24 protein-coding genes are annotated in these 25,472 nt (G+C 35.7%); 16 read left to right on the top strand and 8 right to left on the bottom strand.

The features are described 5' to 3' along the window. Nucleotides 1-247 precede the first annotated feature (247 nt). Nucleotides 248-664, bottom strand: coding sequence for a MarR family winged helix-turn-helix transcriptional regulator (locus ASU00_RS18675; RefSeq protein ID WP_057914983.1), 417 nt, complete (start codon nucleotides 662-664; stop codon nucleotides 248-250). An 82-nt stretch (nucleotides 665-746) separates the two neighbouring features. After that, nucleotides 747-1,115 carry a winged helix-turn-helix transcriptional regulator gene (locus ASU00_RS18670; RefSeq protein WP_413783532.1) on the bottom strand — a complete coding sequence of 123 codons (369 nt, stop codon included), beginning with the start codon at nucleotides 1,113-1,115 and terminating at the stop codon, nucleotides 747-749. 220 nt (nucleotides 1,116-1,335) lie between these two features. Here ASU00_RS18670 and ASU00_RS18665 point away from each other — a divergent pair, with 220 nt between their 5' ends. The 5 genes from ASU00_RS18665 (at nucleotide 1,336) to ASU00_RS18645 (ending at nucleotide 5,890) form a co-directional block, all read left to right on the top strand. Then, on the top strand, nucleotides 1,336-2,370 hold the full coding sequence (locus ASU00_RS18665; RefSeq protein ID WP_057914982.1) for an LLM class flavin-dependent oxidoreductase: 1,035 nt from the start codon (nucleotides 1,336-1,338) through the stop codon (nucleotides 2,368-2,370). A 31-nt stretch (nucleotides 2,371-2,401) separates the two neighbouring features. Next, the gene (locus ASU00_RS18660) at nucleotides 2,402-3,529 is read left to right on the top strand and encodes an NtaA/DmoA family FMN-dependent monooxygenase (RefSeq protein ID WP_057914981.1); all 1,128 of its coding nucleotides are present in this window, start codon (nucleotides 2,402-2,404) and stop codon (nucleotides 3,527-3,529) included. Between the two features lie 39 nt (nucleotides 3,530-3,568). Next, on the top strand, nucleotides 3,569-4,537 hold the full coding sequence (locus ASU00_RS18655; protein WP_057914980.1) for an NAD(P)H-dependent flavin oxidoreductase: 969 nt from the start codon (nucleotides 3,569-3,571) through the stop codon (nucleotides 4,535-4,537). Between the two features lie 157 nt (nucleotides 4,538-4,694). Next, nucleotides 4,695-5,435 carry an oxygen-insensitive NADPH nitroreductase gene (gene nfsA / locus ASU00_RS18650; RefSeq protein ID WP_057914979.1) on the top strand — a complete coding sequence of 247 codons (741 nt, stop codon included), beginning with the start codon at nucleotides 4,695-4,697 and terminating at the stop codon, nucleotides 5,433-5,435. Between the two features lie 218 nt (nucleotides 5,436-5,653). Further along, nucleotides 5,654-5,890 carry a hypothetical protein gene (locus tag ASU00_RS18645; protein ID WP_057914978.1) on the top strand — a complete coding sequence of 79 codons (237 nt, stop codon included), beginning with the start codon at nucleotides 5,654-5,656 and terminating at the stop codon, nucleotides 5,888-5,890. A 273-nt stretch (nucleotides 5,891-6,163) separates the two neighbouring features. Here ASU00_RS18645 and ASU00_RS26975 read toward each other — a convergent pair whose 3' ends face one another. Together ASU00_RS26975 and ASU00_RS26970 are read right to left on the bottom strand one after the other, a co-directional pair. Continuing rightward, a complete protein-coding gene (locus tag ASU00_RS26975; protein ID WP_082630459.1) occupies nucleotides 6,164-6,580 on the bottom strand; it encodes a tyrosine-type recombinase/integrase in 417 nt (138 codons plus the stop codon). A gap of 152 nt (nucleotides 6,581-6,732) precedes the next feature. After that, nucleotides 6,733-6,954 carry a site-specific integrase gene (locus ASU00_RS26970; protein WP_413783533.1) on the bottom strand — a complete coding sequence of 74 codons (222 nt, stop codon included), beginning with the start codon at nucleotides 6,952-6,954 and terminating at the stop codon, nucleotides 6,733-6,735. A gap of 326 nt (nucleotides 6,955-7,280) precedes the next feature. Here ASU00_RS26970 and ASU00_RS18635 point away from each other — a divergent pair, with 326 nt between their 5' ends. From ASU00_RS18635 to ASU00_RS18625, 4 genes are all read left to right on the top strand, one after another. Beyond that, nucleotides 7,281-7,742, top strand: a complete 462-nt coding sequence (locus tag ASU00_RS18635) for a hypothetical protein (protein ID WP_057914976.1) — start codon at nucleotides 7,281-7,283, stop codon at nucleotides 7,740-7,742. A 152-nt stretch (nucleotides 7,743-7,894) separates the two neighbouring features. Beyond that, nucleotides 7,895-8,317 carry a hypothetical protein gene (locus ASU00_RS18630; RefSeq protein WP_057914975.1) on the top strand — a complete coding sequence of 141 codons (423 nt, stop codon included), beginning with the start codon at nucleotides 7,895-7,897 and terminating at the stop codon, nucleotides 8,315-8,317. A 6-nt stretch (nucleotides 8,318-8,323) separates the two neighbouring features. Beyond that, nucleotides 8,324-8,554: a PAS domain-containing protein gene (locus ASU00_RS26965; protein ID WP_152983796.1), complete on the top strand. Its 231-nt coding sequence runs from the start codon at nucleotides 8,324-8,326 to the stop codon at nucleotides 8,552-8,554. 637 nt (nucleotides 8,555-9,191) lie between these two features. Continuing rightward, the gene (locus tag ASU00_RS18625) at nucleotides 9,192-9,638 is read left to right on the top strand and encodes a HEAT repeat domain-containing protein (RefSeq protein ID WP_201786314.1); all 447 of its coding nucleotides are present in this window, start codon (nucleotides 9,192-9,194) and stop codon (nucleotides 9,636-9,638) included. A 488-nt stretch (nucleotides 9,639-10,126) separates the two neighbouring features. On the opposite strand, the gene ASU00_RS18615 is transcribed toward ASU00_RS18625, so the two are convergent. Together ASU00_RS18615 and ASU00_RS18610 are read right to left on the bottom strand one after the other, a co-directional pair. Next, nucleotides 10,127-11,350 carry an MFS transporter gene (locus tag ASU00_RS18615; RefSeq protein WP_057914972.1) on the bottom strand — a complete coding sequence of 408 codons (1,224 nt, stop codon included), beginning with the start codon at nucleotides 11,348-11,350 and terminating at the stop codon, nucleotides 10,127-10,129. A gap of 203 nt (nucleotides 11,351-11,553) precedes the next feature. Then, the gene (locus ASU00_RS18610; protein ID WP_057914971.1) at nucleotides 11,554-12,567 is read right to left on the bottom strand and encodes a LacI family DNA-binding transcriptional regulator; all 1,014 of its coding nucleotides are present in this window, start codon (nucleotides 12,565-12,567) and stop codon (nucleotides 11,554-11,556) included. Between the two features lie 245 nt (nucleotides 12,568-12,812). Between ASU00_RS18610 and ASU00_RS18605 the strand changes: the two genes are divergently transcribed. From ASU00_RS18605 to ASU00_RS18575, 7 genes are all read left to right on the top strand, one after another. Further along, nucleotides 12,813-14,306, top strand: a complete 1,494-nt coding sequence (locus ASU00_RS18605; RefSeq protein WP_082630455.1) for a glycoside hydrolase family 32 protein — start codon at nucleotides 12,813-12,815, stop codon at nucleotides 14,304-14,306. 159 nt (nucleotides 14,307-14,465) lie between these two features. Further along, the gene (locus ASU00_RS18600) at nucleotides 14,466-16,586 is read left to right on the top strand and encodes an amylo-alpha-1,6-glucosidase (RefSeq protein ID WP_057914970.1); all 2,121 of its coding nucleotides are present in this window, start codon (nucleotides 14,466-14,468) and stop codon (nucleotides 16,584-16,586) included. A gap of 362 nt (nucleotides 16,587-16,948) precedes the next feature. After that, a complete protein-coding gene (locus ASU00_RS18595; RefSeq protein ID WP_057914969.1) occupies nucleotides 16,949-18,427 on the top strand; it encodes a spore germination protein in 1,479 nt (492 codons plus the stop codon). Between the two features lie 5 nt (nucleotides 18,428-18,432). After that, the gene (locus ASU00_RS18590; protein WP_057914968.1) at nucleotides 18,433-19,602 is read left to right on the top strand and encodes a Ger(x)C family spore germination protein; all 1,170 of its coding nucleotides are present in this window, start codon (nucleotides 18,433-18,435) and stop codon (nucleotides 19,600-19,602) included. A gap of 1 nt (nucleotide 19,603) precedes the next feature. Next, entirely contained in the window at nucleotides 19,604-20,713 is a 1,110-nt protein-coding gene (locus ASU00_RS18585) for a GerAB/ArcD/ProY family transporter (RefSeq protein WP_057914967.1), read from the top strand. A 260-nt stretch (nucleotides 20,714-20,973) separates the two neighbouring features. Further along, nucleotides 20,974-21,681 carry a DNA alkylation repair protein gene (locus ASU00_RS18580; protein ID WP_057914966.1) on the top strand — a complete coding sequence of 236 codons (708 nt, stop codon included), beginning with the start codon at nucleotides 20,974-20,976 and terminating at the stop codon, nucleotides 21,679-21,681. 194 nt (nucleotides 21,682-21,875) lie between these two features. Continuing rightward, on the top strand, nucleotides 21,876-22,514 hold the full coding sequence (locus ASU00_RS18575) for a hypothetical protein (RefSeq protein ID WP_057914965.1): 639 nt from the start codon (nucleotides 21,876-21,878) through the stop codon (nucleotides 22,512-22,514). A 94-nt stretch (nucleotides 22,515-22,608) separates the two neighbouring features. Here ASU00_RS18575 and murB read toward each other — a convergent pair whose 3' ends face one another. Beyond that, complete coding sequence (gene murB, locus ASU00_RS18570) at nucleotides 22,609-23,526, bottom strand: UDP-N-acetylmuramate dehydrogenase (RefSeq protein ID WP_057914964.1); 918 nt, start codon at nucleotides 23,524-23,526, stop codon at nucleotides 22,609-22,611. 934 nt (nucleotides 23,527-24,460) lie between these two features. Next, nucleotides 24,461-25,165: a FadR/GntR family transcriptional regulator gene (locus tag ASU00_RS18565; RefSeq protein ID WP_057914963.1), complete on the bottom strand. Its 705-nt coding sequence runs from the start codon at nucleotides 25,163-25,165 to the stop codon at nucleotides 24,461-24,463. Nucleotides 25,166-25,472 lie beyond the last annotated feature (307 nt).

Here is a 25,472-nt window from a genome sequence, read left to right as displayed (position 1 = left end):
CAATCAAGGGTGATGAAATCCTGCGAATAAGTGAGCATTCGAGAGATATTTGCATCAAACTGAGGGAGTTGAAGAAGAACAAAGGATAATATAAATGTTTTCTTTGATATATACAGTATTTATATGTCTATGTTTATACTGGAAAGGTTTAAAAAAGCAATACCTTAGCAGGCATTGCTTTTTTTCATTTGAGGTGGATTAGTGAGTAAGTTGGATGAGGGTATCAATTTACAAGTAGCAACTTTTACTAGAAAAGATTTGCCTCCATTTGTATTAGCAACCTTCTTAAAAGCATTCTCTCGTCCAAAGTAATATCTGTTAATAGCCTATCTTGTTGTTTTCTCCACTTTTCATTAACAGGGGCTTCAAGGTCTTTTCCAGCGTCGGTAAGGAATATCCTAGTAATTCTTTTATCGTTGTAATCTTTTCGTCGAATAATTAGTCCTTTCTTCTCAAGAGCTTTAACCATATTAGTAACTGTGGGAGCCTCGCAATTTAATTTGTTACAAAGTTCAACTTGAGTTAAGCCATCTTCTCTCCAAAGTTTACATAAAAGGTTATCTTGTCCAACATGCAAGTTAAGATCATGTAGTAAATGATTGTAATTTCTTCGTGTCTGTGACGAAATTTTGTCTAAAAGCTCTCTTATTTCATCATTTAACATATAAAAACTCCCCGTCTAAAATATTAGTGACCTAACTATAACTTGGAGTGTATTTTAAGTCAATTTATGGGTCAAAGCCCGACTAATCGTTTGTACTTTTTGCCTTTTCACCATACTCTTTACCAAAAGCCTCCATCATATCTAGAACAGGGATTAATTTCATTCCTTTTTCTGTGAGTGAATACTCTACTTTAGGAGGAACTACAGGAAACACTTCACGCTTAATGACACCATCGTTCTCTAATTCTCTTAGTTGCTTAGTGAGGGAACCTTGTGATAGATCCCATAGAAAATTTTTGATGTCGGAATAACGACGTTTAGTTCCTTTTAAGTACCAAAGAATAAAATACTTCCAACGTCCAGATAAAACATTTTGAGTAAATGCTATTGCGTACATATCTTCTTTTTCGTCTATAAATTCTCTTTGAAATCCATCTTTACAAACCTTCAATTTATTTCACTCCTGTCTATAAGTACAAAAATATGTACTATATCCATTTAGATTGCCCTCTTTTCAACTAAACATAATGACTTTATGATTGTCTATATAAACCAAAGCAAATAATTACTAGTTAATTATTTTTATCTGAAAGACGATAAGATTAACATTATTTTTTGGTTTTATAGTTAGTAGGCTAACTAATTATACCATAGATAGGAGGTTTTGATTAGTGGATATAGGAAATCCAGGACTGAAATTGTCGATTTTAGACTTCGTTCATATTTATAAAGAAAGTAATGCTAGAAAAAGTCTTCAAAATACAACAGAAATGGTTCAATTAGCAGACCGTTTAGGATTCACCAGGTATTGGTTCACTGAGCACCACAATGCACCTACTTTGATGAGTACCTCACCTGATATGTTAAGTATGCATGCAGCTGCACATACGAAAAACATTCGTGTAGGTTCTGGTGGGGTAATGTTACCAAATCACAGCCCATTGAAAGTGGTGGAGAACTTCACACTTTTAGAAGGATTATATCCAGGTCGAGTAGATCTTGGTATAGGGAGGGCCTCTGGAACTGATGGCTGGACTATGTGGGCTTTGCTGAGATCCAAAGAATTATTAGGAGTAAATGATTTTCCCGAGCAATTAGACAACTTGCTTTCCTTTTTTGACCGTAACTTCGAAAGTAATCATCCCTTTAGTAACATAAATCCCCCTGGGGACAAATCAATGGTACCTGATATGTATATGTTGGGTTCAAGCGAGGGTGGATTACAGTTTGCGCTCGAAAAAGGCTTAGGATTTGTATTTGCTGCACATCTGGCACCACAATTAGCTGTTCCGATGTTAAGATCTTACCATTCTAACTTTAAACCTTCGCCTTACTTAAGTGAACCGAAAAGTATGTTGGCGACTATTGTTATCACAGCCGAAACGGAAGAAGAAGCTAAGTATATTGCAGGGCCGGTAGAGTTACTTTGGGCACGGATGAGTATAGGTTCAAAAAACCTTACATTTCCTACAACAGAAGAAGCCAAAAATCACAAATATACTCTAGAAGAAGAAAGAGCTAAGGAAAGAAATAAAGAACGCTTTATTATTGGCAGTGTAGAAAACGTCGCTGTCCAACTTACTAAGACGGCGAAGGCATGTTTAGTTAATGAAATTATTATTGCTGATTTTTACCCGGATCAAGAAAGTCGAAAAAGAGGACATGAATTATTGGCAAAGGAACTAGGGTTAATTCAGAAAAATTAATGACTCTTTATGTAAGAAGGTGTATTCAATAGTGATTGAAAGAAAACTTAAACTTGGAGGTATCATCGACGGAGTTGGTTGGAACTATTTTGGTTGGCGACATCCTGATATACCAGCAAACGCTAGCGAAAATATTGATTTCTATGTTGAAAAAGCCATCCAACTTGAGAATGCGAAGTTTGATGCGATTTTTTTAGCTGACGTTAGTCATATTGGACCGGGCATGATACCACATTATCTTAGCATGTTTGAAGGAATATCTATCTTGTCTGCATTGAGTATGGTAACTCATTCTATAGGCTTAACTGCTACAATAGCTACTTCATATGCTGATCCATTTACAGTTGCCAGACAGATAGCTTCCCTGGATAAGATTAGTAACGGTCGAGCAGGATGGAATGCTATCACTTCTAATCCAGGAGGTTTAGCAAATTATAGCCGTACTCATTTAAGAAAATCAGACCTTTATCCACTGAAAGAAGAATTTCTAGAAATTGTTGAGGGTCTTTGGGATTCGTATGAAGATGATGCATTTATACGTGATAAAAAAAGTGGAGTATTTTATGACCCAAGTAAGATGCATTCATTAAATTATACAGGCAATTACTTTTCAGTAGATGGACCTTTAAATATTAGTCGTTCTAGACAAGGAAGACCAGTTGTCTTTCAAGCTGGCACATCCTCGGCTTTTATGGATATAGCTGCTAAGCAAGCTGAAGTCATCATGGCGCCTGGAGATAATTTTGATTATCTAAAGGGATTTACTGCTGAACTGAAAAGAAGAGTGGAAAATCAAGGACGATCACCAAACGACCTACTGATAATGCCTTCTCATAGCCCAATAGTGGGTAAAACAGAAAAAGACGCACTAGAAAAACTGAGAGAAATAGAGTCATTAATGCCTATTGGTCATAGACTGCCAAGGCCTCAATTGATGGGATCAGCGGAGAATGTTGCAGAGAAAATAGAACATTGGTATAGAGAAGGGGTAATGGATATCTTACTAATTAGACAAGATTACCCAGCGGGATTTGAGGACTTTATTAAGTTAGTTATCCCAATATTACAAGAAAAAGGCATATTCAAAAAGGAATATGAGGCTAACACACTTCGAGGAAATTTAGAGCTACCTTACCCCGAGAATATGTATAAAGAATAACAAAAAGTAAACCAGACAACAGAAGGAGAAGTTAACAACATGAAAAGTAACCGAATTACAAATCTATTAGGTATAAAATATCCCGTTATTTCAGCTGCAATGACATGGGTAACATCAGCAGAGTTTGTTGCAGCAGTATCAAATGCAGGTGGAATGGGTGTATTGGGGCCAAATGCAGGTCAAAAAGAAAAAGCGACAAGCGCAGAAGATATGGCAGACCGATTAACAAAAGAAATTCGCAAAGTTAGAGAATTAACTAACAAACCATTTGCAGTAAATTACATTTTTCCAATGGGAGGGGCTTCAGAAGATCCATTTACTAATGCTGTTTTTGAAGTATTGGTTAAAGAGAATGTAAAGAATGTTATAGCAATTGGACATGGGGTCGTTGATCGTGAATTGAAACGACTTAAAGAACATAACATCAATGTAATTTACAGAGATTTAAGTCCTACCGTAGAAAAGCTTGTAGAAGCTGAAAAAACAGGTGTAGATGCACTTATTGTTACGGGTTATGAAGCTGGTGGTCATATGAGTGATTATAAAATTAGTACTCTTTCCCTTGTACCACAAATAACATCACTTGTAAAAATCCCTGTAATTGCTGCTGGAGGGATTATAGATGGGCGGGGAGCGAAAGCTGCATTTTCTATGGGAGCAGAAGGTGTATATATGGGTACTAGATTTATTGCGACTGAAGAAAATCCGGCCAGTATAGAAACAAAAAACGCTATTATTAATGTAAAGAGCGAGGAATTTATTGAATTTAAATCAGGTACGGGACATTTGAGAACGATACCGACAGAAGCAGGTAAAAAGGCACTAGAATTAATCAACCAAGGTAAACCTCAAGAAGCATATAAGTATTATGGAGAAGGGTTCAAAGTAGGGATGCTAGACGGTGACCTTGTTAATGGGACTGTAAGTGTATCTGAATCAGCTGGAGGTATTAAAGAAATTCTAACATGCCAAGAAGTGGTTGAAGAAATTGTTCGTTCAATTGGGTAAATATCAGCTTTAATCTCAAGGAAATTCCATCTAGGTAAGTTTAATTGGTTTTATGACGGGTTTACCCATCTGGGTAAACTCTGTTGCAGATAGTAATTAAGTGGATTTGGCGTGTGCATTCTGACAATTAAAATAATCAAAAGAGAAGAGGATATAAATGAATAATACCATTAATTTGCTTAATAATCATACATCCATTCGCTCTTATACAAATCAACCATTGACTGTGGAACAAAGGGATGCCATTTTTAAGGCAGCTAATCAAACTTCATCTTTTAGTCTATTACAGGTAGTTTCTATCATTAGAATTACTGATCCAGTTCTTCGAAAAAAGGTGATGCAACTATCTGCCAATCAGCCGTATATTGAAGGAGCAGCAGAGTTTTGGATTTTCTGTGCTGATTTTAACCGAAATCATCAGATAGCTCCAAAGGTGGACCTAGATAATATTGAATACCTTTTAATAGGTTCATTCGATGCTGGGTTAATGGCTCAAAATGCTTTAACTGCAGCTGAATCAATGGGACTCGGTGGTGTATATATAGGTGGAGTAAGAAGTAATATTAATGAATTAACTGAGTTATTAAGTTTACCAAAGTATGTGGTTCCTTTAGTAGGGCTATGCATAGGACATCCTGCTGAAGAAAAACCTGGACTAAAACCACGTTTGCCTCAATCGATGGTAATGTTTAATAATCAATACCAATCTCTAGATGAACATAAATTAGCAGATTATGACCAACAGATGCGTGAATATTACCGAAATCGTACTGTTAGAGCACCATTCACCGTTAAGAAGGTAAAGGGGTGGAAATTTCATATTGAGGATCATCTTGAAAGAAGCAAACAGCCATTCATGCTCAAGTATTTAAACAAACAAGGATTTGCTAAAACATAACCTGATATTGACTAAAGGTTTTACAAGGGGGCAACATCAAAACGTTTAAGTTAAAACAATTGACGATACCGTTTTATAAACGATTCTTTTGGTAGGCTCTCAAATTATAAAACTCTAACTTTTTCTATATGTGAATTTGCTTAGCGCATTATATCCTTGTTTTGTTGGTAGGCCCCATAATTATTTGGGGGATTGCAGCTTGGACATTAGGGCCAACCTTGCAATTCAATCTCGTATCAATCGCTCCTGAAGCGTCGGGAATTGTACTTAGCTTATTCAGCACCTTCTTGCAACTTGGAACGGCCGCTGGTGCAGGTATCGGAGGACTGGTAGTTGGTGGATTGTCAATTCAATCAATCAGTTTGTTAGGCGCTGCTTCAGTTGTGATTGCCATTATTTTATTGGCGGTTTCATTAGGTCTGTTCCGTTCCACCGCCAAAGGCATAAGCAATTGAAACGGAATCGGATAACAATACCAGTACCAGAGTAGCAGAATATTGAAAGGCAGAAACATGGTTGTCATGTTGTGTCTGTCTCCCACTATTAAACATATATTAATAAATTTAGTTATTACTTCTCTCACTAAAAAAACACGGAATTATTGGTTGCAAAGTAGAGTGGCAAGGAGTTTTACTTTTATGACTTTATAAAAGTAAAACATAATATACCTTACAAACTAACTCTCCCCATACATAAAGTATAGGGAGAGTTAGTTTAGGGAAAAGAAATCAACTTGAAAATATGATATAGCTACACGGTTGTTCTAAAATGTTCCAATTAAATGTGAAAATCCCGATAGCTCTTGTACAAAGCACTTCCCATTTAATGAAAACAAAATTGGAATCCACCTCATACCCATGAAAATCAATAAAATAATTCTGAAATAAATTCATTGTATCTTGACTCAGATAAACCGTTCTGTTTTCCCCAGCAGGGGTCTTTGATTTTTTGACAGTAATACTGTTTTTGTTGATATTAAAACTATCAATCTCTAAGGACAGTGCTTCACTTATGCGCAGCCCTCCTTCGTAAAGGACACGGATCAATAAATCATCCCTGATATTAGTGCAGCTGTTATGTAATAGCTGAATCTCTTCTTGTGGTAAAGTTTTGATTTTCCTTTTTGTTAAGGATATTTTTATCAATCTTTTTGAATTTTGTTACATGATGAAGGAATGGTTTAAACGATTGATGTCTAGATGAAATCTTTTTCGTGATGGATTTCACTAGGTCGTTTTCATAGTGTTTTTGCCTGTTCAAGTAATCATAGAAAGAAATGACGCATGTCAATATTGTGTTAATCGTCCTTTGTGAACGATGATTCATTCTGCTTTATGGGGGTTACTTTTTTAGACTTATGTGTACTCCTTAACCAGCCGATAAATCTAGCCAAATCATCCATGGTAATGGAATCGTATGAAAGTCCACTACTATCCAAATACTCAAAGTATAGTTTCAGGTGATAACAATAGGAACGTAAGGTATTAGGCGCTTTAGCAAGATTGTCTAAATACTTCAGAAATCTAGCTACAGGAATGTCAGTTAATATTTTTTGATGTTTACGTTGTTAAATATAAATATATAAAGTATAAATAAACAAACATATGTAAGGTTTACCAGAAGCTGTTGCATGCCGCGGATGCCTTATAATACACGGTCGATTACTAACTACCTTTTTGCCATCAAGCTAAGGCCACTTCAGATAAGACAGTGATGGCCTTATTGGATCTTTTGGTGAGGGATATTTATTTTCGTCGTCTTTTTTCAAAATATATCCAAAATTGGAATGTTCATAGTGTATGATGGAGATTGAGGTAAATTAAAACACTTGAAAGGGGAATGGAAATGGAGAAGACGTTGGCGGAATCGCTAAAAACGCTTTTGAAAGAAACGTTTGAGGGACCGGGAAATGGAGGTAGCTATTATACTGATTCAAGACCGAATACAGGCATTTTTGGCACACTTGAAGGGTTGAACGCGGAAGATGCATCTCTTTCCATTCACGGATCGACTATAGCTGCTCACTCAGACCACATCCGCTATTATTTATGGGTGATCCGGACGATGATCGGTGGTGTGGATTTTGAAAAGGATTGGGAGGCAAGCTGGACCATTTCTCAAATTGATGAGGCCAAATGGGCGGAAATCAAGGAAGGATTACAAAGAGAATACTTCACTCTTTTGGCCGAGATCAAAACAATCAATTTAGAGGAATGGCTGACGAATGTGAATGCGACCGTCGCCCACTCCGCTTATCATCTTGGAGCATTACGGCAAATGATAAAAACCCTTGAAAGTGAAAAATGATATCCATCTTAAACCCAGCAATGATTGCTGGGTTTTTATTCAATGCTTTTTCCATGATGTCAAGTTTAAAAAGAAGGAAGTTCAAATGGATTAATGATGTAGATTCTTGTTGAATTGAGTCAGATTAGCCTCATAATCCAAGATATTTTAAAATGGTTCAAGTCGCAATTGAAGAAATAGTAGTATCACGACGTTTTTTGGCGACGTATGTTGCCTGCATGAATTTCGAAGGAAAAGGAGGGCTCTTAATCAAAAAGAAACTTATCGTATGTTTCAGTATAGTTTGTTATGCATGGTTTGGGCAAACACCATGGTCTTGCGAAGTTTTTGCAAAACAAAAAACCTTTATCACTGCGGTCGAAAGGAATCTCCCTCCATTTTCGTTTCAAAATGATTCGAATGAACTGCAATTCATTTTCTGGTTGACCATGATTTTAACCGCAGGAGCCATTGTTCTTTTCATCATTTACATATGGAATCAAAAGCTAAAAAAAGCCGTTCATGCCCAGACACAGAAATTGCGTTTATTGAATGGAAATTTAGAGAAGCAACGGCAAAAACTCGCAAATAGTTAAGCGTTCATAGAGCAAATCCTAAACAACATCAATACGGGCATCATTACCTTTGATCACGATTTTCTGATTACAAGCTGCAATGAAAAGGCATCAGACATCCTGAACATTTCCAAGGAAATTATTCTGAATATTCCGAATGGAACGCAGCTATTAAAAATGTTTCAAGCCTATCCATCCAGCACAAAAAAATATAGGCACAGGCTCCTTTATACTTCGGGTTTTACATGGACAGCATGAACAGAAGGTGGTTTCATATTCGATGCATAAGATGTTCAGTACGGAAAAGATACATACCGGGTACTTACTGTCCAAAATTCCGAAGAGATTCAGGTGAAGTGGAACGACATTCATCATTTTATACTGCCTTATACACGAACGAGATATGAAGGAAGAACAATATGAAGCTACAAGTACTAGTGATCGATTAAGAGCCCGCTAATTGTACCGGTCTTAGCTTTGCATTGGAAGATTTCTATTCTGGTACGACAACGACGGGCCCGGATGAAGGCCTTCTAAAGATGAAAATCCTTGTTGAAAAAATGAAAAACTTTAAAGAAACAAGAGCGATGAGCATCGGGATTCAAAGGGATGGGGCGGCAAACCAAATTTAGTGCTTGCATCTTGTTGGAATTCTTGCCCAAAGCCTGCGTCTTGAATGAATCGTTGAACTTCATGGCTGTTGAAAACATGGAGGATGAAAGGAAGCGAAAATAAAGCACGGTTTTTGCAGTATGGTACGAAATTTAACTATATTAAAATATGGAAAAGGGTATAATGAGGAAGGGAATAATGGATTTTAAGCAGGATGTAGGGTCGGTATACATGTTTTAACTATCCAGATATTTACACATAGACAGAAGGAGAAATGATTCACTTGAATAGTAAAGAAACAAAAAAGATCGAGTTACCTGAAAACTACGAGGAATTAAAAAAGTCCGCCAATCGCAAATCTAATTGGAGAGAACGCTTGGATGCGATAGATGAGTTGGGACAATCAAAAAACCAACAAGTAATCGATATATTGACTCATATCATGAAAAGTGATTCCGTCTATAAAGTTCAGGAGGCATCCTACCGACAACTGAAAAGATTAGGAGAAGACGTTCAATTGCCAGCCAGAAAAAAAGGCGAGCTGGTTAAAGGGTTAACGAAAATCCTAGTGAGGATAAAAAAGAGCTTACCGGAAGATCATACGTATGCTGAATTCAAAGAGAAACTGCAAAAGATGCGAATGGATATCTATGATACCTATGAGGGGGAAAAGGGCGCAGACTTCGATAAGTGGCTTGAAAGCACATGGTCTTCTTTATCGAAAAGATAACCTTTCACTTAAAAGAAGGAGCAAGAATTTTGCTCCTTTTTGTTATGTGCAAAACAAAAACGAAGGACCTTTACACCCCGATTTCTTCCTCTTTTTGTGGTTCTTCAAGAAAAGGGTATTTTTCTTACCCAGTTTCGCAAAATATACCAAGGCCACAAAAATGCGGAAGGTGATTGATATGAAAGAAATATCTGAAAAGAGGTTCTGTGAAACGTGCAAGAAGGAGACCGTCCATACGGTAAGGGAGGATGCACTGGAGATAGAATATTCCTGTAATGAGTGTAAGGAGCACCAAGAGATTTATAAGTCATTTTTTTAGGGATCAAGCTATATACCATTGAAGTAAGCGTTAAATTGCTTACAACCGCAAACATTTTTGATCCCCCCTAAAAAGTCAGAGACTAACTAGGGGGGGATGACTGAATATAAAGTAGAAGAAAAGATACATAATTTCACGATATGATAAGGTTTAGATCAAGTTACAAATGTTATACAGCTCGCTTAGTATAAGTAACTTGTTTAGGTATACCGGTTGGTCTCATTAACGCGAAAATGATAACAAAAACAAATACACTAACACCTAATATTATATAGGTTTTAGAAAAGCCTATCGTATCGTACCAATGACCAAGTAACGGGGAAAGAATGGCTTGACCCACTTGAGACACAAAATAATACCCTACAATATACATAGTGGCTGAGAACTTAGCATCAAAATTAGCATCGATAAATTTTAAGATAGCAACCAACATAATAGGAAGTTCAAAAGAATGTAACATTTTCATTGTAGAGATGCCTATTGGTTCCACTGCTAAACCAGAGCCTATAATACGAATGGCCATTAGCAAACCTGCCACTACTAAACTTTTTTTGGCGCCGATTTTATTAACAATAAAAGGGGCAATAAACATCATACCTGCTTCTAAAAAGATTTGAACAGAATTTAAATACCCAAACATTTGATTTCCTTGTCCGCTTGTAGAGAATAAGGAAGCATAATAAACGGGAAATTGTTGATCATACACAGAGTAGATACAAGCTACTCCAAGAACATACACCATAAATATCCAGAAAGTTTTGTTCTTTAGTAAAGATAATGTATCTGTTAATTTTATTGAATCCGTTTTCTTTTGTTCTTCTTCTGAAACATGAACTTTCATTAATAAAAGAAAGATAATTAAGAAGATACTACAGGCCGAGGCAATCCAAAAGCTGATATGAGGATTAATGTTAAACAGTTTTCCTGAAAATAAGGCTGCGGCTGCAGCACCTAAGGATCCCCACATCCTTACCTGTCCGTATTCAAAATGATATTTCTTACCAGTGCGCTCTGCGTAAGATTCAATAGCTCCAAACGATGCCAATAATGTAGCACTGAGATAAACACTTCCTACGATAGCACCTAAAAAAGTATTATATTGTAAGAGAGGACTATAAATATAAATGAAAAATGGACCAATTAGCATAATTAAAAATGTAATAACCCACAAGAGATGTTTTCTTAATCCAATTTTATCGGAAATGAAACCGTATAGTGGTTGGAAGCAAAGCGTAGCAATTGCATTAATAGAAAAGATCGTACCTACTTGGGCGCCACTTAGCTCTAATGTTTGTCCTAACCAAATAGCAAACAAAGACATGGCAGATGTAGATGCAAAAAAATAGAAAAAAGTAAAGCCGCTTAATGACCAATAATTTAAGTTCTTTTTCATGTTCCCAACCCCTAATATGTAATTGTCATTGCAATTCTCGAAACTACGAATTTTCCATGTAACCTACTATAGTTTAGAAGTCAACCAAATGGTTAGAAAATTATAAACGTTTGAAGCGCTTTCTTTTTGTGAAATAAGAAATGGTTAATAGAAATACCTTTATCCGAAACGTTTCGGAAATATATAAAACTAAAAACTATTCATTAATAGTTTTTAGTAGTACTGTCTCTAATAATTAAATTCGTATCTACGTAGCGGCACAAATCTGTTGGCTTATCTTCTAACATGTTAATGAGTAAGTCTGCTGCTTCAGAACCAATTTTGTACACTTCTTGTCCAATCGTCGTTAATGGGGGCAAGCAGTAGGAAGCAAGTGTAATATTATCGTACCCAACTATAGAAATATCATCTGGTACAGCCTTACCTAATTTATTACAAGCTTTTAGAGCTCCAAGTGCCATTACATCACTGGCGCAAAATAAAGCATCAATTTCATTATTTTCTTCTAAGAGCTTATACGTAACGCTTTCAGATGTTTCTTCCTCAAAGGCACCATCTACAATCCATTCTTTTTTAACCGGAAGCTGGTACTCAGTAAGCTTTTCCAAATATCCTTTTAAACGTTCCTCGCTAACATAAGCTCCTTCATGTCCATTGATCATTCCTATATTCTTATGACCTAGTTGAATCAGATGCTCAATGGCTTTTTTTGCTCCTAGAACATTGTCCGTTGTTACGTATCCAACAGAATCCGTTTGTATGGGGATATCTATTAAGACACAAGGAATATCACTGTCTAAAATTTCTTTTAGATATGGATCGTCTTTTTTTATTCCTTGGACGATAGCTCCATCGACACGGCGTTCACGACAAAGTTGCGTATAGGTCTTTTCACGTTGTTTCGTGGTGTTTGTGTTAAATAAAATCAAATCGTAACCTAGAGTGGAAGCGGCTTCATTGATTCCACAGAGTACTTCGAATGTAAAGTTATCTTTTAGATTTTCCTTACTCATTCCGGAAACGAGTAATCCAATTGTTTTTGATTTTTTCATCACAAGCCCGCGTGCTAACGTGTTAGGGCTGTAGTTAAGCTCTTTAGCAACAGCTAAAATTTTTTGTTTCGTTTTTTCATTTACATCAAAATAACCATTCAAGGCTCGAGATACAGTAGTGACGGAAACTCCAGCAACCTTTGCAATATCTTTTATCGTTGTCAATAAAAAACCTCCAAAACGTTTCGGATTACTTTCACTATTTTAGCGCCATTAAAATAAATATTCAATATTTTTTAAAAACTTTTTTAAAGAACTTTTATAAGCAATATACAGAACTATGTGAATAAAAAAATTACTCTTGTTTTTTATTAAGCATATAGCTTAATGTATTAGTGAAACAATAGAATAGCTAAATATTTCAAAATATCAGGGAATCAATTAGTACTTAGCGAAAAAGGAGGAAAATTATGGGGGACAATAGTCGCCATCAAGAATTAACTAAATTAGCGGCGCAATCCATACGTCAAAACGAGAAGATCGTTAGTGAGGATTATTGGAAACTAGATTATCATATAAGCACACAGGCCTTTTGGATGAATGACCCTAATGGGTTCAGTACGTTCAAAAATGAATACCATTTATTTTACCAACATCATCCATATAGCCCTGAATGGGGACCTATGTTTTGGGGACATGTGAAAAGTAAGGACCTAGTCTTTTGGGAGCATCAACCGATTGCATTAGCTCCAAGTGAAGAATACGATCTGGATGGTTGCTTCTCAGGTAGTGCAATAGAAAAAGATGGTTTGCTATATGCCTTGTATACGGGAAATGTTTGGACGGGTACTAATCAAGACACAGATTTAAGGCAAACTCAGTGTCTTGCTGTAAGTGAAGATGGCATTCACTTTAATAAGATTGATCAAAATCCCGTCATTATATCAGCACCCATGGGAGACATTCACCCTCATCACTTTAGGGATCCAAAAGTGTGGAAGCACAGCGATCATTATTACTGCGTTGTCGGGTCGCGTACAAAGAATCATCAAGGGCAAGTATTACTATATCGCTCAAAAGATTTACTGGATTGGGAATTTATAAACGTTATGGCAAAGAGTGATGGTGAATTAGGATATATGTGGGAATGCCCAGACTTTTTTCATTTAGACGGACAGGACATATTAATGATTTCTCCACAAGGTATGAAGCGAGTTGATTATCTCTATCATAACCTTCATCAAGCTGGTTATGTACAAGGCAAGTTAAATTATGAAACTGGTTTGCTCAATTATGGTGACTTCCAACTATTGGATCATGGTTTTGATTTTTATGCTCCCCAAACCATTCAAGACCTTCAAGGAAGGCGAATTATGATAGCTTGGATGGCAATGTGGGAAAGTGAGATGCCTGAACAAAAAAACAATTGGGCAGGGGCAATGACCATTCCGCGTGAGTTAACGATTAAAGACAACATAATCCTAAGTAATCCTATTTCAGAAATGGAAAAGCTTCGTAAAAAGGCGGTTAAATATAAAAATATTAGAGTTGAAGGCCAACATACATTCAATCAAATGTCAGGAGATAGTTATGAACTTGAGGTACTCATTGACGCACAAGCTTCTTTAACTTTTGGGATTAAATTAAGAATGAGCGAAGAATTAAATCAAGAAACTTTGCTTATGTATAATCGAGCGGAACGTTTGCTTGAGCTTAATAGAGATCGATCCGGAAGCGGGCCAAAAGGAAGTAGAGTAGCTCCAGTTCAATTGTTTAATAATAAACTATACTTACGTATCTTTGTGGACAAATCTTCTATTGAGGTTTTTATCAATAATGGCGAAAAAGTAATGAGTGCCAGGATTTATCCAGACCAGGGAGCTGATGGTATAACCTTTTTTTCTGATAAAGAGATTACGATAATGAAAATCAATAAATGGGATTTACACAAATCAGTATTATAGGTGGATTTGAAGGCAGTATGTAGTTCATAAGCATATTTAATTTTATCGTACCTATGAACACATTCTCTAAAATAAACAGGTTGAATTTTTGAATATAAACAGATAGAATAATAATCAACGTAAAATCCGAAACGTTTCGGATATGAAGGGGGAATAAAAATGGACTATCGTGTAATCAAGGAAAATGATTTATTTTTATTAACAGATGAAAGTGGAAATATCACAGAAAACCACCAGTATGGATTAGGTCTTTATGCTAAAGATACGAGGTTTTTAAATAAACTCAATATTAAAATTAATGGTGAAGACCCGGTCCTGTTATCATCAAAAGCCGATGAAAATTATATGGCTACCATTTTACTTACAAATCCTCATATGGAAAATGATGAAGAAGTAATCTTATGGAGAGAATCAGTAGAAATTCAAAGAAAGCGTTTTATTAACAAAGGGATCTTATATGAGGCACTAAAGTTTAAGAATTACTCCCCAAAACTTATTACATTTTCAATAACAGTAGAGGTGGATGCTGATTTTAAGGACATGTTCATTGTTCGCGGTTTCCAAACAGGAAATGTCGGAAAACGTACTGGACAAGTTGTTACTGATAAATCTTTGATTTTTACATATCAAGGTACTGATAACCTTTGTCGAGAAACTTACATCTCATGGGACAAAGCACCTTCTAAAATAACTGAGACAGGTGAAATTACGTTTGATTTTACATTAGAGCATGCACAAGAAGAAGAAGTCGTGCTAACGATACGACCTCAAATGGGAGAAGAGGATAAAAATCAAATAATCCCAATGCATGATGCACTTAATGAATTAAAAAATTCTTACAAACTATGGGAAAGCAGCACAACAAACGTAAAAACCGATCACAAAACGCTTCAACGTTTAATTACCAGAGGGTTAAGTGATATTCGTGTTTTACTTACAGATGTTGGATATGGACCATTTCCTGTAGCTGGCTTACCTTGGTATGGAGTTCTATTTGGACGCGATAGTTTAATTACTGCGTTGCAGATGCTTCCTTTTAATCCAGAAGTAGCTAAAGGAACGTTAAGGACGCTGGCTGTCTATCAAGGAAAAGAAAACAACCCATGGCGGGATGAGCAACCAGGGAAGATCATGCATGAAATTCGTTATGGAGAGTTAGCCAATACAAACCAAATTCCCTTTACTCCATATTACGGTACAGTTGATGCAACCCCTTTATTCTTAATTTTACTAACAGAATATGTGAAATGGACAGGAGATTTTGAGCTGCTTCATGACTTACAAGCTAACGTTGAGGCAGCATTTACATGGATTAATGAATACGGTGATAGAGATGGGGATTTATTTGTTGAATACCATCAAGAATCAAGTAAGGGTATTGCCAATCAAGGATGGAAAGATTCAGGTGACGCTGTTGTTCATAGAAACGGAGATTTCGCAAAAAGTCCAATCGCCCTTGCAGAAGTACAAGGTTATGTTTATCAAGCCAAAATGGGAATTGCCTCATTGTATCAAGCGGTGAATAAACAAGCGGAAGCAAAATTGTTAATAGAGGAAGCAGCTCATTTGAAGGAGAAATTTGACGAACAGTTCTGGATGGAAGATCTTTCTTTTTACGCAATTGCCTTAGATCAAAACAAAGAAAAGGTAAGTACCATTACATCAAACCCAGGTCATGTTCTATTATCGGAGATGCTAGATGAAGATAAAGCAAATAAAGTAGCGACTATGCTGTTATCAGAGAAAATGTATTCTGGCTATGGGATACGTACTATGGGGGAAGATGAGGCTGCATATAACCCTATAAGTTATCATGATGGAAGCATTTGGCCTCATGATAACAGTCTAATTCTCCTTGGATTAAGTAAAATAGGAAAACAACAGGAAGCAAATAAAGTCATGCACGGATTAATGCAAGCAGCTGAGCATTTTGAATATGATCGACTGCCAGAGCTATTTTGCGGATATTCAGCTACACTTGGTCAACCCGTTAAATATCCAGTTGCATGTTCCCCACATGCTTGGGCAGCTGCTACACCATTAACATTTATCCAATCATTGCTTCAACTATTTCCAAACAGTCCTTCCGAAGAAATTCACTTAAATCCTTGCTTGCTAGATGATATGAATGAACTGAACGTGCAAGGTATGAACATTGGTAAAGGTATTCTTTCGATCACTGTTAAAAAGGAAGAGGGAGAAACTTTTGTCACCATCGACGAAAATACTACAGGTTACACAGTAATTTCTTCTTCTGAATTCCAACTAATTCATCGTTAATAAAGAGCCTAAGACTGGATACAAACATGAACTGCCCTGTAAATGTTAGATAGCAACCTAACATTTATCGGGCTTTTTTTGTTTAACCTATAATAGGAACAAAACTGGTGCCAGTGCACTTTAAAAACCCAGCTATCCTTAAAAGAAGAGCAGCTGGGTTTATAAATGATTTACTCCAATCATTTATAAACCTGTTTTGAACGGTAAGCGATGGCTCATGTTTCGATTAAAACCTGTTTCAAGATGATTCCCATTTACTAACCTAGCAACTTGTTCAATTAAACAATAAACGATTATTGACAACACGTATAAGTGCTTCTCAATAGGGAAAATTAAATTGAAACCACAGTTTGGGGGAATGTATGAAAAAAAATGAAGCTAAGATTTCAAAGTCAGTAATTGACAATGTAACTTTTATTCAAAAATCTTTTCATTCTAATAGTGACTTGGTCGTTCGGTCAGTTATTCCTCCATTAACAGAAGGGTCACTAGAGCTATCTATCGTTTATCTCGGTACCATTGCAGATAAAGTTACCATTCAAGAACATATTATGCGACCTATATTACAAATGAAAACGATCTCTTCGAGTCACCCTATTGGAGATATAACAAACACAATTGAGGTATCAGATATCCAGGTGGTTTCTTTTAAGGATGCAGTCATTAAGCATCTTATAAATGGTCAAACTATATTACTCCTTGAAGGTATGGATCATTGTATTTCTGCAGACACAGCAGACTGGAAAGACAGATCACTATCTTTCCCACAATTACAACGCTCTGTTAAAGGTCCTCAAATCGGATTCACAGAGATTTCCAATAATAACATTTCGCTTGTAAAACGATATGTAAAGAACCCTAATCTCGTGATAGAGGAGCAAACCATTGGAGATGAAACAAATACGAGCGTATCGCTAATGTTTCTTGCTGATAAAGTTGATAGCGAAATATTGGATAACATTAGGAATAAAATACAATCCATTCAACTTAACTCTATATTAGATTCATCATACATTGAAGAAATGATTTGCGAAGACCAGATAACACCCTTTCCTTTAATCTTAACAACAGAACGCCCTGATGTTACCTCTGGTCATATTTTAGAAGGGAAGATAGCCATATTTTGTGATGGATCTCCTAACGTACTTATCGCTCCGGCTTTATTTATTCAATTTTTTCATTCTTCTGAGGATTATTATGAGAAGTCTTTATTTGAATTAAGCCGTTTGGTGAGGATTTTTTCATATATCATCTCAATTTATCTGATTCCCATGTACATTGCTTTTACATTGTTCCATCAAGAATTGATACCAAGTGAATTAATAATTAGTTTGGCATCTCAACGGCAAATGGTTCCTTTACCGGTAGTTATAGAAGTAATCGTGTTTATGTTAATTTTTCAAGTGATTTTGGAGAGCTCCATTCGATTGCCAACCGGTATAACATTGGCATTTTCCATCATCGGGACCATTATATTAGGGCAATCAGCTGCTGATGCGGGGCTTGTCCAGCTTACTACGTTAGTAATTGTTTCAGCTACGTATGTGTTGAATTTCGCTGTACCCATTCAACCGTTTGCTAATGCCATTAAAATGATCCGATTCATTTTTGTTTTTTTAGCAAGTATTTTCGGCATTTATGGAATTATGCTCGGAACGTTTGTGTTAGTAAACCATTTATGTAAATTAAACAGCTTTGGGGCTCCTTATTTATCCCCTATCGCTCCGGTGCATATAGCCGATTTAAAAGACACATTCATTCGGATGCCGTTGAAGAAAATTATTAACACACCAAAAAAATACACTAAAGATGATTATATTAAAAAACAAAAAAATGAGTGATATAAGTGAAATACCTGTATATGCTATTTATCATTTTATCAATTTCATCTATCTTTTTCTCTCAAGGAGACAAGCATGAATTAAATAAAACATCATTTTCCTTTGCAATTGGAATTGATTATGCAAAAGGGGGTTATGAAGTATCTTTGCAGCTAATCAATCCAGGTGCCATCTCCGGTGAGATCATATTAAATAACTCCCCATACATTGTGTATAAGGCAACTGGGAAAACGATAGATTCTGCACTAGAAAAAATATCGATGAACACGTCCCGTTCATTGGATTTACAACAAGAACAAATCGTTTTATTAGGAGAAGAATTGTTACGTAAAGGGAAAATTAAAGACATCATAGAGTATATCCTACATTCAACTGATATCCCGTCAAACTCAATAATTGTAACCACTAAAGGAAATAGTGCAAGGGAATTACTTGAAATATTTTCACCTATTGAAGGAATTTCTTCACTTGAGATATCAAATACACTTAATAAGCTAGGAAAAAAAGTCTCAAAGACTGCAAACGATATTAAAGTGGACTTAATTGATGATGGAAAAGATATTGTCGTCCCGTATATTGAATTAAAAGGGGATGCAAAAAAAGGGGGGGAAAAGAAAAATTTAGAAACGACTGAACCTACCCATTTTGCCTTTGTTGGCTTAGCTTTGTTTAAAGAAGAAAAACTGAAAAGTTTCATGAATTATAAAGATTCTTTGTATTTAAATTTACTGTACGGAAAATCATCAGGATTCATAATTGAATCCTCTTGTCCAGAAAGTGAAGAAAAGTTTGCATACAAAGTCACTAATAGCTTGGCTAAAAAGAAAGAGTACCAAAAGGAAGAAGACAAATATATCTTCCATTATGACCTATATCTAAAAGGAGATATCAGTCAGTATAATTGCCATTTAAACTTGGAAAACCCTGAAACAAGTAATCAGATTGAGAAACAAGTAAAAAAATCGATTAACAATAAAACCCACAAAGTCCTTGAACATACTAAAGAACATGAAATGGATCCCCTCGGACTGGGACAAATAATTAGTCAGCAAGATCCTAAAACTTGGAACAAAATAAAAGGGGATTATCCTGCATTATTAAAAAATGCCGAAATAAAGGTGAATTCACATATCACCATTCAAAATGTAGGAAATTACAAGTCGAGAGGTGACTAATTTGCATTATAAACAAACGGTTGGAATCATAGAAATGATGTTTGCCATGATGCTTTTCCTTCAAGGCAGCACCATTATTTTGGGTGTAAGTTTAGAAGCTGGAAAAGATGTTTGGTTAGCCGTTTTGTCAGCAGGATCTGCAGGACTCCTTCTTTTTAGCATGTATGCTTACATTTGGAAAAAGAATGACTTTCAAGGCTTACACGTAATATTTACTAATCAGTTAGGGAAATATTTGGGGTTTATCACTTCTGTTGTTTATTCCATTTATTTTGCCTATATTGCTGCAAGAGTGATAACCGATTTCACTCAGTATATAAATGGCACATTGCTGCATAATATGCTTCCATTTTTTATAAAGTTTTCTATTTTTCTCATCCTTATCTATACGTATTTAAAAGGCTTGGAAGCATTTATTCGCTCAGCAGTTATTTTTGGTTTTTTTACTCTCGTATTTTTATTGATCCTTCCATTCATAATTGTATTAAGCGGGATTTTTAACGTAGAATATATAATTCCTTACGATTCAATTGATGTAAAGCAAGTTGCAGAAACCGTTATACCAACACTAGTTACCTTTCCATTTGGAGAATTAATCGTGTTTTTAGCTTTATTTCCTTTTATAAAAGAAAGACAATCGGTCTTTAAAGGTGGAAGCAGCGTGATCATCATATTCTCTATTATATACTCTATTCTTTCATTCCTTATTATTGGCGCTCTTCATCCTGATATAGCAAGTTCTTATACATATCCCTTTGTTGCTGCTTTAGAACAATTAGACACCAAGTATTTTATTCAACGTATTGATATATTAGCTGTCATTATTTTCATGATTGGAGGTTACTTCAAAATCACCGTTTTTACATTTGCCTCTATTTATGTAGCAAAGGACTGCTTCAGTAAAACTAACATTAATAAAGCCTTTCTGGTTTCCTGTATTTTTATTGCGATTGTCTTACTATCTTATACATACTCTGAAAATCATACGATGCATATAAAAGTTGGACTTGAAATTGTCCCAAAATATATGCACGTTCCACTCCAGATTATCATGCCACTAATTATCTTACTACTAACTTTCGTAAAAACGAAAAGGAATAAAGTGCGTTAAATCACTTGTGGATCGAGCGGTAATATACATGTTAGTAGGCAGTTTTTAAAGTTGGGGCAGAAAAGAAGTCTAATGCAAGAAATGAGGATTTCATTACAAACGGGCTTATCTTAAAATCAGGGCTGTCGTCGGGCGGCTTTTTTTGTTATTGAACGAAAGGGGTAGAATAATTCGATGAAATTAATGGTAAAATTGAGAAGTATTGAAAACGATTTTTACAAATTAATAGTACCTAATATGAAGAAAGGAAGTACAAAACGATGGATTTTAAAACAGTTATGCAGGAGCTTGAAGCACTCAGTAAGGAACGTACTAAAAAAATTTACATATCCAATGGTGCTCACGAGCCGCTTTTTGGCGTGGCAACAGGAGCTATGAAGCCAATTGCAAAGAAAATTAAATTAAATCAACGTTTGGCTGAAGAGCTTTATGCCACAGGTAACTACGATGCCATGTACTTTGCAGGTATTATTGCAGACCCAAAAGCCATGAATGAGTCAGATTTTGATCGTTGGATAGATGGAGCGTATTTTTATATGCTTGCAGATTATGTGGTGGCAGTTACTTTATCAGAGTCAGACCTTGCACAAGACGTTGCTGACAAATGGATTTCAAGCGGTGACGAGCTGAGAATGTCAGCCGGTTGGAGTTGCTATTGCTGGCTTTTAGGCAATCGCCAAGACAATGAATTTTCCGAAAGCAAGATTTCCAATATGCTTGATATTGTGAAAGATTCAATTCATGATGCGCCTGAACGAACGAAATCCGCGATGAATAATTTTCTGAACACCGTGGGGATTTCATATTTGCCGCTGCATGAAAAGGCAGTAGCGACCGCAAAGGAAATTGGTACAGTAGAAGTCAAAAGAGACAAGAAAAAAAGCAGTTTGCTAAATGCGTTCGAAAGTATTGAAAAAGAAAGTAAAAGAGGGAGGCTTGGTTTCAAACGCAAATATGTAAGATGTTAAAATTAACTCCGTAACGGGGAGCGCTTTTCCTGTTGAAGTGACTGAACGGACGACTGCTATAAGCGGTTTTTAGAAACACATATCTTAAAAGATATACCTGTCTGAAAGAGGCAGGTATTTTTTATTATGAATATTAATCTCCCATATATCAATAATAAAAAGGTGTGTATAATCCTTGGAAGGAGTTGGGGTTTATGAAAAAATTATTGTTGATGGGAGTTATTTTTTTATACTCGCTAAACATGGTTTCTGTAACAACCAGTGCAAACGTCAAACCGCAGGTGCAACGTATTAGCCAAGCAGAGGTGCAGTTCGAAAACGAATTCAGAAGACTTTGGATTGATCATGTATTGTGGACAAGTAATTATATTACAAGTGCAACAACAGCTGGAGCGGAGGATCAAAAAGAAGTACTCGCTCGGCTTCTGAAAAATCAGGAGGATATCGGTAATGCTATAAAGCCGGTATACGGAGCGGAAGCGGGGAACAAACTTACGGATTTGCTTAAGGAGCATATTGTTCTTGCGGGAAAAATTGTCGATGCGGCTAAAAGCAAAAATGAAAATCTGGTGAAACAGCTAAACAAAGAATGGTATAGAAATGCTGATGATATAGCAGCTTTCCTAAGTGGTGCCAACCCAAACTTGAAAAATGAAGACCTGAAAAATTTGCTGTATATGCATCTCAAGTTAGTATCAAATGATTTATCTGCAAGCTTAGCAAAGAATTGGAACGTAAAGATCGTTTCCATCGACGAAGGTGTCACACATATAATCCTAATGGCAGATACGATTTCTCAGGGAGTTATTAAGCAGTTTCCGGATAAGTTTTAAAAAGCATGAAAGAATCTCCATTCTGTTGGAGATTTTTTCATGCTTTGGCAGCCCCGTAGCTTATTTATTTCAAATTGTTAAGTCCATTGTTTGACTATCGTAAATCTTCCCCAATAACCTTTACTTCTGTTTCTAATTCAACATCGAATTTAGATTTCACAGTTGTTTTAATATGCTCAATTAAGTTCAAGTAATCTGTAGCAGTTGCATTTCCTACATTAACAATAAAACCGGCGTGTTTTAACGATACCTGAGCTCCACCGATTTGAACACCCTGTAAGCCACTATCTTGAATCAATTTGCCAGCAAACAAGCCAGGAGGTCGTTTAAACACACTTCCACAACTCGGATATTCTAGGGGTTGTTTGGATTCTCGTTGAAAGGTGAGTTCATCCATTTTGTTTTTAATGATTTCATTATCTCCAACCTTCAAGTCAAAAGTGGCCTCTAAAACCAGAAGTTTTTTCTTGGATATGGAGCTGGTTCGATAACCTAGTTCTAGTTCTTCTGTTGACAAGTGGACGAGTTGGCCGTTTGAATCCAAAGCACGGATACCTTCAATAACATCTGAAACTTCATTGCCGTATGCACCGGCATTCATATACATCGCTCCACCAATGGAGCCAGGGATTCCACAAGCAAATTCTAATCCGGTTAAATTATGTTGTAAGGCGAATCTTGATACATCAATAATGGCAGCCCCGCTTTGCGCTATTACTTTATTCCCGGATAAATGAACAGTGGATAGTTGCGTAAGAATAAGAACAATCCCCCGTATTCCTCCATCACGAATAATCAAATTAGATCCATTCCCTAAAATAGTAACCGGGATTTGGTTCTCTAAAGCATATGTATAAGCAATTGAAACTTCTTCAAACGTAGTAGGGAAAACAATAATATCTGCTTTTCCTCCCGTTTTGGTAAAGGAGTATTTACTTAGAGATTCATCTAATTTTAGTACGTTTTTATCTAATAATTGGCTGAGTTCATTATATATAAGTTCTTTAGTCATTTTTCATACCTCTTTATCTTAATGATGTTATTTTCTTTCATTGTAATTATTTTTAGATGTTCCATTTTATAGGTAACAATAACATTTTGCAATACTGCAACCAATAAAAACAGAAGTAATCATTTGAACTTTTTCCATATAAAGAATGTTTTCTAATACCACTTATGACTTGCACGGTAATGTCAGAGAAATGTTTCGTTTTCAATAACGTATAAAATGCTTGTTGAATATGTTGCGTAGTTCTTTCACTCAAAGAAACACTTCCTTCCTCAGCAAGTTTTAGCAAGATAGTATAAGTGCGTCTTTTATATAGTAACGGTATTTGGGGCAAAAAAACAACAAACAATACTACTGAGTATTTTTCCATAAGCTTAAGGTGAGCGGGTAAACCAGCTCGTTCTAGAAACTCTTGATATAATTTGTACAATCCACGACAAATTTAAGGCTTAATTTTTGATAATAAAATATTGGTTCACTATAATGTTTTTCTGTTCTATAAGAGTTACTTTATAATTTTGAATCAACGTAAAATAAAGGGAGGGGGGCGAAAATAAATCGATAGTAAATCATGTATTGGAGATATTTTAGAAAACAGCTTAAAGGAGTAAATTAATTATTGAAGGAGGTTTTTTATTACATATTATAGGATGAGCCAAATAGCAATTCGGACATGTCCGGAAAATTAATCCTAAGTTTGTGGATTGGAAAAGGTTGCTGACTTATTTGAATTCATGTAGATGGATGATCGGTCACAGTCAACTAATGGAAACTCATTCGATAGTGCGATAAAAGGTAATAAGAACAGGGAAGGGGTGCTATTAAAGCAAATAGCACCTCATGAAACAAAAGCTTCTGTTCGTAAAGCAACCTTTTCATAATATAAATGTTTTAATTGAAGAGTTTACCTAATAGATAACTGGTATTCTTACGATTGTTAATCTTCCTTTCCATAAAATAGTTTTGCTCTCGTAAAGTTGAAATCAATCGCTTCTTTTACCATTTTAATATTCCGGTCTTTTATGGCATGGATAAATCTTGTCCGCCATTCAATGCTGTTTTCCCAAGCGCCGGGCACATTAAGAATCTTCAACATTGAATCATGGCGAAGGTGAATGATTGTTTGCATAAGTTTACTGTATATTTTATTGTTGCTGCACAGTCCTACATGCAAATCAAATTCATCTATAAGCTCTTGGAATGCATAATTATTTTTTTCTATAACTGATAAATTATATAATTTTTGTAAAATCCCTTCGAGGTTATTTATATCATTATCTGATAAATGTTTAGAAGCCTCGAGTAATACTTCGGATTCAATTAATTTACGTGCTGCAAAGATATCGTCAAAGTTATCTATTTCTTTGTAATACATCCATACAATTGTTTCAGCTGGAATGGGTGCTTCGTGTTCACTTACATAACTTCCTTCTCCAGGCTTGATTGTGATGAGGCCAATTAATGCAAGCGCTCGTAATGACTCTCTTACCCTTCCTCTATTTACTCCAAATTCTTCAGCTAAAAGCCGCTCGTTTGGCAATTTATCTCCTGGTTTTAGCTCATTTGAAGTGATCCATGAGGCTATCTGTTCCATTACTTGTTCCGTAACTGTGATTTTTTTTATAGGAGTAATCTTTACCATAAATACCACCTTAAAGAGAATTCTTTTATATTTGATTGAAGAACTACCAATATACCATTAATATTTTGAAAATTAAATAATATGAGAGACGTTGTCTGAACAATAAAGTATACAGAAAATTAAAAATATATTGAATTTAAATCATCCTCGTGGTAGTATTTCAATTGTACCTGGTACCACCACGATATTTTTATCATATTTAAAATGAAAGCGTTTTATTTGGTTGGGAACATTGATTTTTAAGATGTTATGGGGAAAGGAGGTTTTGTGATTCTTTATTTATTTTTCCGGTACCACCACGCTACAA

The sequence above is a fragment of the Peribacillus muralis genome (assembly GCF_001439925.1).
Classification (GTDB): Bacteria; Bacillota; Bacilli; order Bacillales; family DSM-1321; genus Peribacillus; species Peribacillus muralis.
The sequence above is the reverse complement of the archived record's forward strand: the minus strand, read 5'-3'. Positions and strand labels throughout refer to the sequence as shown.